Here is a 14,717-nt window from a genome sequence, read left to right as displayed (position 1 = left end):
TCGTAAGGAAGCTGAACCTTAAGCAGGTTCAGCTTCTTTTGTTTTAGAACTATTTTTTGTGATAACTAGAATGATGATCTGAACTAAGAAAAACGAGCCTAAGAAGACTGCTCCACCTTCACTGAATCCATAAGAGTGAAGTCCTGATGCCAGGATGTAGTTAACACCAAACCATGCCATCATAACACTTAAGAAAGCAGCCGCTGTCACTGTCATAAAACGGTCGTTCTTAATCCATGAAGTGTAACGCCCGTGAAGAATCGCAGTGTAAAGACAAAGAACGATCAGTGACCACGTCTCTTTCGGGTCCCATCCCCAAAATCTTCCCCAAGAGTAATCGGCCCACACTCCTCCAAGAATAATCCCGGCAGCAAGCATCGTCGTTCCCCATTTTAGAGTTGTATAGATAATGTCGGCGTTTGTGTTTTCTTCTTTTTTATCCATCTTTCCAAGGCGGCGCTTGATAAGAACAGTGTTGGCAAGAATCCAGCTTAGGGCCAGTGCACCGTAAGAAAGAATGATAGTCGTTACGTGAGTTGATAACCAGAAGTTGTCGCGAAGGACTGGAACCAGAGGCGAGATTGTTGCCGTTAGCATTCCGTTAGCGAAGTTGATCATCATCAGTGTACAAACGTTGTAAGCAAGACCCATGTAAACGAAAACTTTTTCGTTCTTAAAGTGGCCAAGAACTAACCCTAATAAAAGGGCCCCCGAACCAGAGAAGAGAACAGTCTCGTACATATTTGTGATCGGAGCTCTTCCAGAGATGATGACTCTAAAAGTGATCAGAGTGATCTGAGTGATGATTGATAAACCCGCAAGGCCAAGAGTGATCTTGAAGTTTTTAAACAGTACCATTGAGGCCAGGGCCAGGATAGAAAGCAGCATCGCTACACTTGCCAGTCCTGCTTTAGCATACCAGTACTCAACCATGTATTTGTCGCCGAAAGCGGCAGTGTAGTCAGCTTTTGATTTTAGTAAAACTGGAAGAAACGGGTCTCCTGGAGTCACAGCTTTTTGGGCCACAACTTTATCTTCTGTCAAAAAAGTTGTCAGTGGCGACCAGTTTAAGCTTGTGCCTTGGACGTCTGCAAAAAGCCAGTTGTTTCCGCTTTTGATTTCTTTATAAAGGAAGATGTTGTCAAAAAGTTTTCCCATGGCCTTCTTATAAGAATCGTTTCCTTTTCCCATTCTGGCCTCATTTCTGATTTCGTCTTCTTTAGTGATAAGAGTTTCGTAATCAATTTCGTGAGTGTCGTTAGGTAAACCTAAAAACTTCATAGCATCGACATGATCAATTCTCGCCATAAGTTTTAGAGATACTGGAAGGCCCATGCCATTTAGAGATAGAAGACAGTAGGCTTCAACCGCAGAAAGGTCGTCGACTTTTGCTTTTCCCGTTAAGGCCTTCATCGCTTCTGAAGCGTGAACATAAAGAGGCTTGATCCTTCCACCTTGTTGAATAGGTAGAGTCTCAAGTTCTTTTTTACAGAAGTATGTCTCCATCCCGTGAGCGCTTAAAGTTAGCAGAGAGAGCAGGATTAAGATGAGAGTTTTCATTAGGCATCAGCTCCTTTTTCTTTTTTTCTTTTGTTCAGATTGTAGTGCCAGATTCCACCGAGAACGAGCATTAGCGATCCTAAATATTTTAGTTCGCGCCCCTGGTCGACGTTTACTGCGAGTGTCGAGTGATAATTTCCACCGCTGTCTTGAGAGTAAGAGGCCTGGTAGAAAGTGTATCCCGAATGTTTTAATGGATTGTTCATAAAGACGTGGTGATTAGTCATCTTGCCATCGTCAAAAAGTTTAACGAAGGACTCGTAACTTGCCGGGTTGTCTGTTCCCGGGTCTTTGTCCATTTTAAATTGTGAAAGTGCCACTTCAAAGGGAAGAGTTAAGCTCTCTTTGGTCACTTCAATAATAACTTTTTTCCCGCCAATAATCAGGCTCAGAGGAGAGTAGTTGGTCGCCCAGTATTCTTTGCCCATGATCTCAAGTTTCACCGCGCGGATGTCACCTTTAATAACTTGTCCATTTTTTTGAATGGGAATGGTTGAAACTGGAAGATTAAAAGGAACAAGTCTATCCTGGTGGTCGACTAAAGAGATTTCGGCCCCCATCCACGGAAGACCGACTGTCGGTCCCTTTAATTCGATATTGTGAACTAACCACTTCTTGTCATCTTTAGAGTAGAAAGCGAGCTTCTTTCCAAAAAGAAACAGGTTGGGTTTATCTTCAAAGATTCTTTTAGAAAAAGAGCGGATGATCGATTTTTGATCAACCTGAAAATTCGCATCAACCGGAAATGGTGAGAAGTCAGGGAAGAATGTGAAGAGTTTTCCATCAACTGGGTAAACTAAGAAACGATTGTTAGCACTTGTTGTTTTAACCGGAAGTTTTTTTTCTTCAGGTGTGAAACACTCAGCAGTTTCTGAGTTCCAAATGATAATGCCTGATGGGTTTTCTTTTTCAAAACAAGTCGCCAGGTTGGCAGGCATGTAGTTAAAAGTCAAAGGCCCCATGCTCATTGTTGATTGAAATTCCGAACTCGACTCTGGGTGAAGAGTCAGGAGAACTTCCTGCTCAGCAAACGGGTTTTTAAAATAGTATTTAGAAGACTGTACTGGAGCATTGGCCGGGTATGAATTGATGGCGTCAGTCCAGACGAATTTTCCTTCGGCAAAAGGGATGTACTCAACAACGTTGATCCCTTCGTACTCTTGATTGATATTGGTTGAAAAAGCACTATAAGGAAGCTCTGTTGTGACTTGTTTTCCTTCTTCAGGGTAAGTCATTTTCAAAACATCTTTAGAAAGAATAACCTGGCGGTTAGGCTCATTCGGCGCAAGAGTGATACTACCGTCGATTCCGGCAATATAAGTGATCATTGATCCTACACCTATAATGATAAGGCCCGCATGAATGGTGTAGAAACCGTAGAGTCTTTTTTTCGGCGGCAGTCTTAAGAAGGCCGCGAAGATAATCGACATGAGCATCCCGAATTGGATGAACATGAAGTAAAAAGTTTTGTAAACGGTGCGGTTGGCGAAGTCTGTTCCGTAATACGATTCGAGAAATGTTCCGATGATCATAGCTAGGGAAAAAAGTAGAATGATGATGACGGCGAATTTCATCCCGCCAATAGTGCGCTCCACTTTGTTCCAGTCTATTTTTAATAGTCTTTTCACAGTGAGTCCCTAATTGAATGTATGCTTTTTTATATCACAGTCGATATGGGCTAGGAACGAATAACTTTCACAACAAGCATAAGAATTCCAAAGAGTATTGGCTGATGAATCAGGTAAACAAAAAGGGAGTGCTTGCCTAAATAGTTCAGAGATTTAACTAGTGAATTTTGAGGGAACTCGATTCGCTGGATACCTTTGTGCGCGGCAAATATCCCGAGTAAACTAGCACCAACCCAGGGAAACGGTGAGATATAGTCCCACGATGAGTGGGGAAGTTGAATCCAGGGAATTGTTTTATCCATAGTGATCGATGGGATGAACAAACATAGACCTATAATGAGTGCTTCTCGTGGACGTTTTAAAAACGGCAATGACATGACAGAAACAACGGCGATCGAGTGCAAGGTGCCAAAATAAATCCAATTATTCGGGAAGAATTTGTAAGTCACGGCGCTGATGACGACGGCCCAGAAAACAATCAGCAAAAGGCGTTTAAAAAATGGTTTCCACTTGATGCCCTCGCGATGAGCGAGAGTCAGGGCCACACCTACAGCAAAAAGAAAAAGAAAGACAATTAATCGCGGGAAAAAATACCAAAACGGGTGATGAACAATATCAAAACTCACGAGGCCAAAATAATCCAGGTCAAATGAGAAGTGAAAAATGATCATCAAGACGACAGTGAAGCCGCGAAGGACGTCGAGAAAGAGCGAGCGGTTTTTGTGTTTAACTTCTTCCATAATTATGTTTAGATTATTTCATGATTATGAATAAAAAGAAAACGCTAAAGATTGCTCTCTTTATCTTCGCCCTTATTGTCTTGTCAGCTATTGTGGGAGGCTACGAATTCTTTCGCTCTCGCGTGCCACAGATGAATGGAGAAGCGGCCCTCTCTGGTTTAAGTGCTCCGGTGGAAGTTGTGCGCGACAGGCATGGAATCCCACACATTAATGCTCAAACATCAGAAGATGCTTTCAGGACTCTGGGTTATGTCATGGCCTCTGAAAGACTTTTTCAAATGGAAGTCAGCCGCCGTCTAGCACAAGGGGAATTGGCAGAGCTTCTCGGAGAAAAACTACTTCGTTCTGATAAGCTTTTTAGAAACCTTGGGCTCAAGTATGAGTCGGAAAAACTTTTTGCCAGAAAGACGGCAGAAAAATCTTTTGATCCGCAAATGCTAAAAGAGATGAATGCCTTTTACGACGGGGTTAATCAGTTTGTAGAAAAAGGAGCGTTGCCGATCGAATTTAAAATCCTGGGGATTAAGCCTCGTCCATTCAGTATGGTCGACGGCCAGAGTTTCGTAGGGCTTATGGGCTTTAGTTTTGGCATCGCTATTATGACTGAGCCATTATTGACTGATCTTGCAAAAAGGATCGGCGGCGATTTAACCAATGATTTACGCAATGAAAAAATCCCTAATGAGGTGACACGCGTAGTGGACACTTCCAGCTTCGTCTCAAAAGAAGTGCTAAAAGTTATCTCGAGTTTAGAGTCTGGATTCCCACTTTTTGAAGGATCAAATGGTTGGCTTTTATCAGGAAAGAGAACTTCTTCTGGAAGCCCGGTTCTATCTAATGACCCACACATTTCTTACTCGCATCCCGGGATCTGGTTTGAGGCCCATATAAAGACACCTGAGTATGAGTCTTATGGTCACTTCCTTTCGCTTATTCCTTTTCCTATTCTTTCCCACAATCGCGAGCGCGGCTGGGGGCTAACGATGAGTTTGACTGATGATATGGACATTTATCAGGAACAAATCAATGAAAAAGACCTGACCTATCGTTTTAAAGGAAAAGATCTTCCGCTGGAAAAACGCGAAGAAATCATCAAAGTAAAAAACGCGCCTGATTTTAAAATGACTGTATTTAAAACGCACCACGGGCCAATTTTAGATTACGCCTTAAGCGAGACGACAAAAGAGAAATCACTGAGTCTTCAGTGGCCTTTTTACAGCGAGAAAAACGACCCGTTCACCACTGTTTTTCGCATGGGACGAGCTAAAAATATGCAGGAGTTTAAGGACGCTGTGGCCACGGGGATGGCGCCAGGTCTAAATATTCTCTATGCCGACAAAGAAAATATCGGTTGGTGGATTTTTGGAGAAGTTTGGAAAAAACGCCCGGGAATTAAAACCGATTTTATTCTCGACGGTCAGAGCGGAAATGATGAAATTTTAGGTACGCTGGCGATGAATGAAAAACCTCATTCGGAAAATCCGGAAAGTGGTCTGATCGTTTCGGCCAACGCCAGACCTGCAGGGTATCCGGCGCATTTGCGCGGAGACTGGCAGCCGGATGACCGCCAAAAAACCCTGGAAAAAATCCTCTCACAAAATGATAAATGGTCGCCTGAAGAGCTGATGGAAGTCCAGGCCCTGAATATGAATTTTGAAAACAAAGTCCTGCTTCATGCTTTATTAAACGATTTGAGCTTTAAGAATAAAACAGAAGAAAACCGCTATGAAAAATACGTGCAGATTTTGCGCGAGTGGAATTTAAGCTCTGAGATTACTTCCATTGCTCCTTCGATTTATTACAGCTGGGCCCGCGATATCCAAAAGAAAATGCTGGTGAATTTAACGGATGATGAAAAAGAAATTTTTGCAAAAGTTCCCAATGGATGGATCTTTTTTAAGCGCGTAATCTTAGAGCCTACGTCGCCGTGGTGGAAAAAATTCGACCGCGCCGCACTCTTAAAAGAAACTTTTATCGGCACGATCACTACTTTGGAAAAACGTTTTGGTGAAGACACTAACGAGTGGAAGTGGGGAAAGCTGCACACTCTTGAGTTCGTTCATCCCATCGGAAGAGTGAAGCCGCTCAATTATATTTTCAACCTTGGCCCTTACCCGGCGCCGGGGGCGACTCAGGAAGTGAACAACCAGAAAGTAACTTCATATAAAGGTGATTTCGCGGTGACGGCCGGCCCATCAACCCGCAGGATTATCGATTTTGCCCGTCCGGAAAAAGCGTGGGGAATTCTGCCAATTGGAAACTCAGGCCATTTGTTGTCGCCTTTTTATAACGATCAGGTTCAGCTCTTTTTAGAGGGGAAATACCGCGAAGAGCTCCTGGATCTGGATGAAGGTGATGCGCGCTTTAAAATGACTTTTAAATCTTTATAGGTCCGGGAAAAAAACTATCAGCGGTTTTTTTGTCTGGATGACCACCTTGCCTTGCCCCTGGTTGCTTAGGCCACGAGAGCTCAGGGGCCCGATCTTAAGCCATTTTTTTGCCTGATAGGCACATTCTCCGCTCACTTTGATGTGGTTGTCTTCTAATGAGGCGACGCTGAAAATTCCATCAATCCAGAATTCATGGCGTCCGGCCGCTAGAAACTCTACCTTATCTTCAAAACATAAGCGTGGAAGCGGAGACTTTTTCTTCCAGTTCCTTATATAAAGGATCATTTCACCAAAATTCACTACTTCATGATCAACTCTTCCCCCGAGAAAACCGGCAAAAACAAATCTTCCGATATTATTCTGACGGGAAAATGTTTTAAGGAAAAAACTTAAGTCGGAGAGGTTTTGGTCTGTTTTAGTGATGGTCATCTGCTTTTTACTGCTGTCTCCATCGCCTACAGAGATGGACCCTTTGCACAGAAGCGGGGCCTTTTTTAGAAGTTTCCCTTTATGTATCAGACCGCCATCAATAAAAACCAGACGGGTGTTTTCGTCTTTTAAGAGAGGAGCAATCGATTTCATGGAAAAAGGCATCGGGCCGATCACCAGGAAAGTCAGTTTATGATTTAGGGGGTGTTTTTCATTTTTGATCATGTTAATGTAGCGTCTCCAACATCACTATATAAGAAGGCGATAGCATCTTGAAAGTAAATTTAAGTTCTCTTTCCCACAGGGCCCAGGGCCTCATTAGTGCTCCAAGGTTTTACCTGGAAGGGGAAAGTCATGGGCCTGATTTTGCCATCGAGAATATAGGTGACAAGATTTTGACGGCCAGGCACCGCGGTCCTCGCGATGAAGTGAGCTTTCTTTTTGCCGAAGTCCTGGCCCAGTTTTCTGAAGGAAAAACTCTGCGTGAAATCTGGAGGATCTCTTTTAGGGAGATTGAGAGTTTTTTACGCGACGAAAATCACCTGCCATTTTCTCCCGAAGACCCCCAGGAGTTGGAGAATCTCTTTGTAAAAGTGAAGCTTTCTTTGATGGGCGCCCTCTTTAGATCAGTCCACGCTTTGGATTTTTCGGAAGTGTCTAAGGCCTCTTCCCGCTGGAATGAGCTGTCTTTAGTAGAGAAAAATAAGTCTTCCCAAGTGCTTTTTTCGGCCCTTTCTTGGGACTTTATCTACTGTGACGGAGAGATTTCTTACGTCCGTGGAGTTTTCGAAGGGCTTTCAACAGAGGCGATGGAGGCCTTCTTGGGTGAGATTTTTCGAGGAGCGGGCAAAGTTCTCCCTATGAAAGTGGTTGCCGTCTAATAATCTTTTAGAGTAAAATTCTAAGCAGTTTAGTTAATTCCATTCTATTTATTACTTTACGAGGTTTCGATGAAAAGTGTTCTTTCTTTAGTCTCTGTCTTTGTTCTATCTTCACTATTGTCTACAGGTTTTGCTCAAGACGCAGCTAAAGGAAAGGCCTTATACGCAACATGTATTCAGTGCCATGGTGAAAATGGGGAAGGAAACCTTGCTAAAAAAGCACCAAAGCTCTCTGGTCAGCATGATTGGTATGTAGTGAAGCAAGTGACAGAGATCAAATCAGGAGTGAGAAAGAACCCTGATATGCAACCATACGTAAAAGGCCTATCAGATCAGGACATCAAGGACCTGGCCGCCTATATCGTGACTCTATAATCGTTAGAAAGTTTACTCTTATTGCAAAGGATTGCTATGAAGCTTACTTTTAAGAAGGCCAAGACAGAAAAGGACATCAAAGAGATCTACGATCACAACATTGACGCATTCTCAGATTCTCCTGACTTCAAATGGACATTTGAAGAAATTAAGAAGGAAGTCTCTGAAGGATGGGAACTGTTTTCCCTGATCGATGACAGCGAAATCGTTGCTGCCGTCTTCTATAAGGTAGAAGATGACTCCCTTTTAACTAAAAACACAGCTATTAAGATCGACCATCAGGGAGCGGGGCTCTCTCACTCTATTAAAGAATTCTTTGAAAAAGTGGCCCGCGAGAAGAAATTAAAGCGCATTTACCACTACTGCCGCATCGATAATTTCAGGATGTATTCTTTAAATGAGTCACATCAATATAAGAAAACTCCAAGGAAATTAGGGCCGGAAGGACTGGTCGTCGAGTGGATGAAGACGGTAAAATAGGCCATCTCCCTAGGGAAAATCATCAATCCCCTAGGGAAAAATGATAAAAAAAGTAAAAAAAATTGTTTTTTGCTATAGACATGATGAAAATTTTCGAGCAATAATTTATCTATAAGTGAATTTCTCGAGGGAAAACGTAAGATATAAGAAAATTTCCCCTCGAAAAAAATGAAAAAAGAAGAAAAAACGTAAACGTTTCTTTAACCATAAACAACTTTAGACAATCAACAACATGTCTAATTTAACGGAGGAATCTCAAATGGCAGTTAAGAAAAAAGCAGCTACTAAAAAAGCAGCTCCAAAAGCAAAAGCTACTAAAAAAGCAGCTCCAAAAGCTACAAAGAAAGCAGCTCCAAAAGCTAAGTCAGCTCGTAAACCAAACGCAGCTTTCATGAAAGCTCTTACTCCTTCAGCTGTACTTGCTGAAATCGTAGGAAACAAGCCACTTCCACGCACTCAAGTTGTTTCTAAAATTTGGGACTACATCAAGAAGCACAACCTTCAAAACCCAAAAAACAAAAGAAACATCATTGCAGACGACAAACTAGCTAAACTTTTTGGAAAAAAAGAAGTTACTATGTTCGAACTTGCAGGGATCGTTGGAAAGCACCTATCTTAATTTTTATTAAGTAAAAGCTCCATAAAAGGGCCACCTTCGGGTGGCCTTTTTTATTTGGGCAGATGAAACACAAAATAGAGTTGGATTTTAAGGGGAAAAAAGAGGGGATTAAGGCCTTCTGAGCCCAGAGTACTTAGACTCAACCGAGTCGCTAACCCATTCAGTCTTGTCCGTTTTTCTCACTTCTTTGGCCGTCTTTAGAAATTCGTTACATTGAAAGCTTGAGGCGATATTGCTGGAAGTCTCACTCTTATTTTCCAGGTAGGCCACACAGGACTCACCATAGTAGTTGAGGAATTCCGGGAAATTTTTGGCAAAAAGATTAATGATGGCCTTATGTCTTGGCAGATTTGGGTCTTTAAAGATCTTATCCGGGATAATAGGCAAGTTTTTAATCTGCTCCAGGATCTTCTGGCGGTTTTTAAAACTCGAGCTCAAATCCTCAATACGCTTCCAGGCAAGATTCATTTTATCGCCCACTACCGGGCCATCCAGAAGATAAATCACAGCGTAAAGGTCTTCCTCTTCTTTCGTCAGAAGTCCTTTGGCCGATAATAAATTCATCGCCAGCTCTTTTTGCAGACCATTGGTAATGCTTGATTGCAGACTTAAGCGCAAGGCCGGAATAAGTTTGGTGAAACATTTATCCGGAACAACTCGCGAAATAAGATTTTTGTAGTTGTCGTCGAAGTCTTTATCAAAGCTCTCTTCAGTCAGTTTTCCGATCACGGCCCTTTGGACATCTGGTTTTTCACAATAAAGATTGGCGATGCTGTCGTTGACGGCACGCTGGTAAAAAGGCCAGGTCTTAAGAGTTGAAGGGTATTTTTCGATTAATGCGGCCAGCTCCAGACCAATGTCCGGGTCCTTTTTTGAAAAGAACCAGAATGAGTTTAGTTCAGTGTCACAGGCCTTAATGGCCTCTTTTGAGGTCTCTCTCTTTTGCTCAGAGGCCAGAGAGTAACACTCACTAAAAAACTTTTTAGCGTAAAGAGAGCGCTTTAGTTGAAAGAACTCGTCGTTGGCCAGAGCACTTGAGCGTCCGATGCCTTCGATTTGTTTAAAACTCTTTAAGCTGAAATCGCGGGTTTTAAGCTTGTAGTCGACCATTTCCATGGCCATGGACTGATACATATCTTTCCACAGCTTCATGCGCTCGCTTGGGCGGATGTCATTAACGTGGGCCAGGAATTCTTCGAAGTTCTTTTCCTGCTCGAGCGCAGAGAGGTCCTTTAGCGTGTAAAGGGGAGCGCTTTGTCCGTGAGCAAATGAATGGGCCAGCAGCAGGGTTAATAGTGACATCATAACCAAATTTTAGGGAGGGAAATGCTATTAGTCAAACGCCAAAAATGGTGGTCTTAACGAGGCTTTTAAGATACCTTTGTGGCACTTAAATTTTTAAAAATTTCATCCCCTTACGGAGCTTTATTTATGCCTTTAGTGCCAGAGGATTTTTTAGTTACAATCCAGAGTGTCGACCATGCATTTTCTGGAGCAAGCTGGAAGATTATTTTCTACAAAGAGTTCAGCAACATTATCGTGGAAAAAGACCATACGCTACACACTGACATCGTCGATGTGCTGACGCCGTACTTAACCAACCTGAAGCAAAACTTCAGAGCACAGATGGTGTTTAGGTCAACTCCTTTTCTGGTGGGGTTCTACTACGACAGAAAAGAAGTGCGCTTCTATACACCAAAACTTTCTCAGGAACTCTTTATCCTTCAACAAAGCGAGATCCTGGATTTAAACATTCCTCAAGTCAAAGACCTAAGAGTGCACACTGAGCTTGCAGCTTCTCTGCAGGCAAAAAACTTCCCGACAGTGGTGGAAAACCTTATCAGTGTTGAAGGGCTACCTGATTTATTAAATGACCCAAAATACCAGGCGATCGAAGAGAGATCTGCTCAGATCGTAAAAAAGCTTCTTAGTTTCTTAAACGAGTACCGTCCGACTCTTTTTGAAGATGTTTCAGACTTCGGTTTAGGGCTAACAGCTCAGTACGCACTTCTGCGCATTCACTTATTAAAATTCCTGGCGATCCTTCCTTCTTTAGACCACGATAAAAAAGGAGTGGAAGTTAAGCGCATCCTGATTGAAGCGCTTTCTCGCTTCCTAAAAGACAACAGAAAGGCCAGACGTGCTAAGAAAAAAGGGCAAGAGAGAGCTCTTCCTTCGACTTACACTTTAGGAATCAAAGTTTTCTATTACCTGGCCAAAATCATGCCAGCGTGGCCGCTTGCTTCGGTTATCAGAAGCGCCGTTAAACTTATGGCCAAGCGTTTTATCGCCGGCGAGAGCATTGAGAAAGCAGACCGTTCTCTGCGCGCTCTAAGTGAAACAGGAAGAGATGTAACTCTCGATCAACTAGGAGAGCTGGTTGTTTCTGAAAGAGAAGCAGACCATTATAAAGACGAAGTTTTAAAACTAGTCAGAGGATTCTCTCTGCACGTTAAAAAAGGTGAAATGAACGTGGCCGGGATTAACCGTGCTCACGTTTCAATTAAAGTGTCGGCCCTATGCTCTGACTTTAAACCTCAGGCCTTTGATTACACTTATAATTTAGTAGCTCCAAGACTTAAAGAAATCCTTCTTGCTGCCAAAGCAGAAGATGTTTTTATCAATATCGATGCTGAACACTATCACTACCGCGATGTGGTTTTTAAAATCTACCGCCGCGTTCTTTTAGAGACAGCTGAACTAAGAGATTACAAATCAACTGGTATCGTGATCCAGGCCTACCTGCGCGATGGTTACCAGCACTTAAAAGAGATTATTGCCCTGGCAAAAGAAAGAGGGCTTCCAATGCCGGTTCGTCTGGTAAAAGGAGCTTATTGGGATGCTGAAACAGTTGAAGGGGATGCTCATAGCTTTAATGCTCCTCAATTCTTAAACAAAGAAGAAACTGATATTCACTTCAGGCAATTAATTCTTAAAATTTTAGAATCTCATCCGCACCTAAAACTGGCCCTGGCCTCACACAACTTCTCTGACCACGGGTTCGCTGAAGCAGCTAAAGAGCTTCTTTACCCACAAGTGGGAGAAATCGAGCACCAGTGTCTACACATGACTTATGAAGCTCTTTCAACAGCACTGGCAAAAATGGGTTGGGCAACAAGAAACTACGTTCCGGTGGGAAGTTTACTTGTTGGTATGGCCTACCTGGTAAGACGTATTATGGAAAACTCTTCGCAAGTAGGGGTTTTAACCATCATGCGTTCACACAAAAAGCACTTAACTCTTCAGTCGCCATACGCGATTCACGAAGAAAAGAAAAAAGCGGGAACAATTGCCCGCGACCAATCAGTGTCAAAACTAGAAGACGAATTCTTCAACGTGTCTCCACTTCGCCTGTATCTTGATGATGAAAGAGCGTGGATGGAAAAAGCACTGACATCGTTTGAAGAAAAATCTCTTGGAAAAGACTACCATAACGGTTTTGACCTAAAAGGCGACTGGGTAGAAATTAAAGCGAGTTCAAACCCGGACATCCTGGTTGGACGTATTCGTTTTGCTAACCTTGAAGATGCAAAAGCGGCGATTGAAACAGTTGACCGCTCTTACAATGAAGGCTCATGGGCCAATTCAAAATGGCCGTTTAGAACTGCGACGCTAGTCAAAGCTGCAAGCTACATGCTGGCAAAAAGAAATGAGCTTTCTGCCCTTATCGTGTATGAAGCAGGAAAGTCTGTTGGTGAAGCTCTCGCTGACGTTGATGAAGCTATCGACTTCTTAAACTTCTACGCCAGAACTGAAGCCTACCTGCAAAGAAACCTGACAGATCTCTCAAGCCGCGGTCCTGCTGTGGTTATTTCTCCGTGGAACTTCCCTCTAGCTATCCCATGCGGGATGGTGGTGAGTTCACTGGTTTGTGGTAACACTGTTATCCTAAAATCAGCTGAACAGACTCCGCTTATCACTCAACTCCTGGTTGATATTCTTCACGCTTCTGGAGTGCCTAAAGACGTTCTTATTCACCTTCCAGGAGAAGGGGAAACTGTTGGTGACTTCTTAGTCAAAGACGAAAGAACATCGACGATTGTTTTCACGGGTTCAAAAGCGGTTGGAACATACATCGCAGGTGTGACAAGAAAGAGACTTTATAAAAATAAGTTAACGAATAAGACTTACCCGGTTAAGGCCATCACAGAAATGGGTGGGAAAAATGCGGTGATCGTCACTCAAAACGCCGAGCTAGATGAAACAGTTTCTGGAATCCTATACTCAGCTTTTGGCCATGCCGGACAAAAATGTTCAGCTTGTTCACGTGTTATTGTTCACAATTCTCTAAAAGATAAACTGATTGAAAGACTTCGCGCAGCTGCTTCTGATTTAAAAGTCGGAGAGTCGTTTAAGTTTGATACGACAGTTAACCCGGTGATTACGGCCTTTGACCAAAAACGCCTTCGTCAGTCGGTGAGAGAAGCTTCTAATGAAGCGACGAACTTTGGTGGATCGGTAGTTATTGACCGCTCAAATGACAACCTTCCAGGATACTGTGTTGGTCCAGTTGTAATTGAACTTCCATACAAGCGCGCTTTAGATAAAGAAAGTTTTGCTCAAAGAGAGCTTTTTGGGCCAGTGGTTCACATTATTGGTTTTGACACTCTTGATGATGCTGCCCGTTTATTTAACAGCACTGATTACGCTTTAACTGGAGGGATTTTCTCTCAGTCACAAAACGATATTGATTACCTTCTGACAAAGCTTGAATCAGGAAACCTTTACATCAACCGTACAATCACTGGGGCCCGTGTTGCCATTGAGCCATTTGGTGGATTTAAACTTTCTGGAACAGGGCCTAAGGCCGGTGGACGTCACTATATTTTAAGTCTTCACCAGACTCAGGATCAGACGATTGCAGCGGCAACTGAAGTTAAACTGAGCGTGGAAGAAGGTCATGATTCACCAGTGACTCTTAAAAAACCTTCTCGCTTAACAGCTGAGTCGCGTTTAGCAAGAATGGAGAAATTTCTTGATGTTTTCACTTCAAGTTTTGAAACTCACTATCAGGGAATCTACAGCAATTATAAAGAAGCGCTTCGCGATTATAAAAAATGGCTTTCAAAAAATTACGTGGGCTTTGTAGAAAAAGAACACAAAAACCGCGTGATCCCAGGTCAGCTAAGTTATAACGATTACCGCTTAAGCACTGAGCATGCTCTGGTTGTTTCTGTGACAGATAGACCTGAGTTAAAAACACTGATTCAAGTTTTCTCTAGTTTAATCTCGGGAACAGGTCTTGCCGTTGCTTGCCGTAACCGACAGTCGTTCCAATGGTGGATGAATTTAAGAGACACTCTGATTGAAGCAGGCTTCTCAAAAGAAAACCTGGAAGTGTACTTTGCTAAAACTTCAGAGCTGGCAAAATCAATTAATGATCCAAAACTTTCAGTGATCATCTACGATGGGCCAATGGATGAATACCACCTGCACATTGGAGATTTCCTGAACGATGCTAAACATGACGAACGCATGAAGCTGATCTTAACTGTAAATGATCATTTAAAAGCATCAGATTTTTATCACCAGGCCCTAAACTACGTATGGGTACGATCTCTTGCCGTCAATACAATGAGGCACGGAGCTCCACTGGATCTGGAAATTTAAGAGGT

General features: G+C 42.8%; 11 protein-coding genes. 6 read left to right on the top strand and 5 right to left on the bottom strand.

The window, feature by feature from the left end; genetic code table 11:
* Positions 1-18 precede the first annotated feature (18 nt).
* The 3 genes from C0V70_RS10795 to C0V70_RS10785 are packed head-to-tail and all read right to left on the bottom strand — an operon-like array spanning position 19 to position 3,928.
* A complete protein-coding gene (locus C0V70_RS10795) occupies positions 19-1,560 on the bottom strand; it encodes a cytochrome c biogenesis protein (RefSeq protein ID WP_102243870.1) in 1,542 nt (513 codons plus the stop codon).
* Positions 1,560-3,188, bottom strand: a complete 1,629-nt coding sequence (locus C0V70_RS10790; RefSeq protein ID WP_102243869.1) for a cytochrome c biogenesis ResB family protein — start codon at positions 3,186-3,188, stop codon at positions 1,560-1,562. Before C0V70_RS10790 ends, C0V70_RS10795 begins: the two co-directional genes overlap by 1 nt.
* Before the next feature lie 50 nt (positions 3,189-3,238).
* Positions 3,239-3,928, bottom strand: coding sequence for a heparan-alpha-glucosaminide N-acetyltransferase (locus C0V70_RS10785; protein ID WP_102243868.1), 690 nt, complete (start codon positions 3,926-3,928; stop codon positions 3,239-3,241).
* 20 nt (positions 3,929-3,948) lie between these two features.
* On the opposite strand from C0V70_RS10785, the gene C0V70_RS10780 reads away from it, so the two are divergent.
* Positions 3,949-6,318 (top strand): penicillin acylase family protein, encoded by a 2,370-nt coding sequence (locus C0V70_RS10780; RefSeq protein WP_102243867.1) that lies wholly within the window; start codon positions 3,949-3,951, stop codon positions 6,316-6,318.
* On the opposite strand, the gene C0V70_RS10775 is transcribed toward C0V70_RS10780, so the two are convergent.
* A complete protein-coding gene (locus C0V70_RS10775) occupies positions 6,313-6,972 on the bottom strand; it encodes a motility associated factor glycosyltransferase family protein (protein ID WP_102243866.1) in 660 nt (219 codons plus the stop codon). The two genes, C0V70_RS10780 and C0V70_RS10775, sit on opposite strands and share 6 nt — an antisense overlap.
* 47 nt (positions 6,973-7,019) lie before the next feature.
* Between C0V70_RS10775 and C0V70_RS10770 the strand changes: the two genes are divergently transcribed.
* The 4 genes from C0V70_RS10770 to C0V70_RS10755 all read left to right on the top strand — a co-directional run bounded on the left by C0V70_RS10770 (position 7,020) and on the right by C0V70_RS10755 (position 9,102).
* A complete protein-coding gene (locus C0V70_RS10770) occupies positions 7,020-7,628 on the top strand; it encodes a hypothetical protein (protein ID WP_102243865.1) in 609 nt (202 codons plus the stop codon).
* A 69-nt stretch (positions 7,629-7,697) separates the two neighbouring features.
* A complete protein-coding gene (locus tag C0V70_RS10765; RefSeq protein ID WP_102243864.1) occupies positions 7,698-8,003 on the top strand; it encodes a c-type cytochrome in 306 nt (101 codons plus the stop codon).
* A gap of 36 nt (positions 8,004-8,039) precedes the next feature.
* Positions 8,040-8,483 (top strand): GNAT family N-acetyltransferase, encoded by a 444-nt coding sequence (locus tag C0V70_RS10760; RefSeq protein ID WP_102243863.1) that lies wholly within the window; start codon positions 8,040-8,042, stop codon positions 8,481-8,483.
* Between the two features lie 259 nt (positions 8,484-8,742).
* Complete coding sequence (locus C0V70_RS10755) at positions 8,743-9,102, top strand: SWIB/MDM2 domain-containing protein (protein WP_102243862.1); 360 nt, start codon at positions 8,743-8,745, stop codon at positions 9,100-9,102.
* 108 nt (positions 9,103-9,210) lie between these two features.
* Here the strand turns inward: C0V70_RS10755 and C0V70_RS10750 are convergent, their stop codons facing one another.
* The gene (locus C0V70_RS10750) at positions 9,211-10,407 is read right to left on the bottom strand and encodes a hypothetical protein (protein WP_133566636.1); all 1,197 of its coding nucleotides are present in this window, start codon (positions 10,405-10,407) and stop codon (positions 9,211-9,213) included.
* Positions 10,408-10,533: 126 nt separating this feature from the next.
* On the opposite strand from C0V70_RS10750, the gene C0V70_RS10745 reads away from it, so the two are divergent.
* Positions 10,534-14,712 carry a bifunctional proline dehydrogenase/L-glutamate gamma-semialdehyde dehydrogenase gene (locus C0V70_RS10745; RefSeq protein WP_102243860.1) on the top strand — a complete coding sequence of 1,393 codons (4,179 nt, stop codon included), beginning with the start codon at positions 10,534-10,536 and terminating at the stop codon, positions 14,710-14,712.
* Positions 14,713-14,717 lie beyond the last annotated feature (5 nt).

Origin of the sequence: Bacteriovorax stolpii (assembly GCF_002872415.1) — a bacterium.
Classification (GTDB): Bacteria; Bdellovibrionota; Bacteriovoracia; order Bacteriovoracales; family Bacteriovoracaceae; genus Bacteriovorax; species Bacteriovorax stolpii.
The sequence above is the reverse complement of the archived record's forward strand: the minus strand, read 5'-3'. Positions and strand labels throughout refer to the sequence as shown.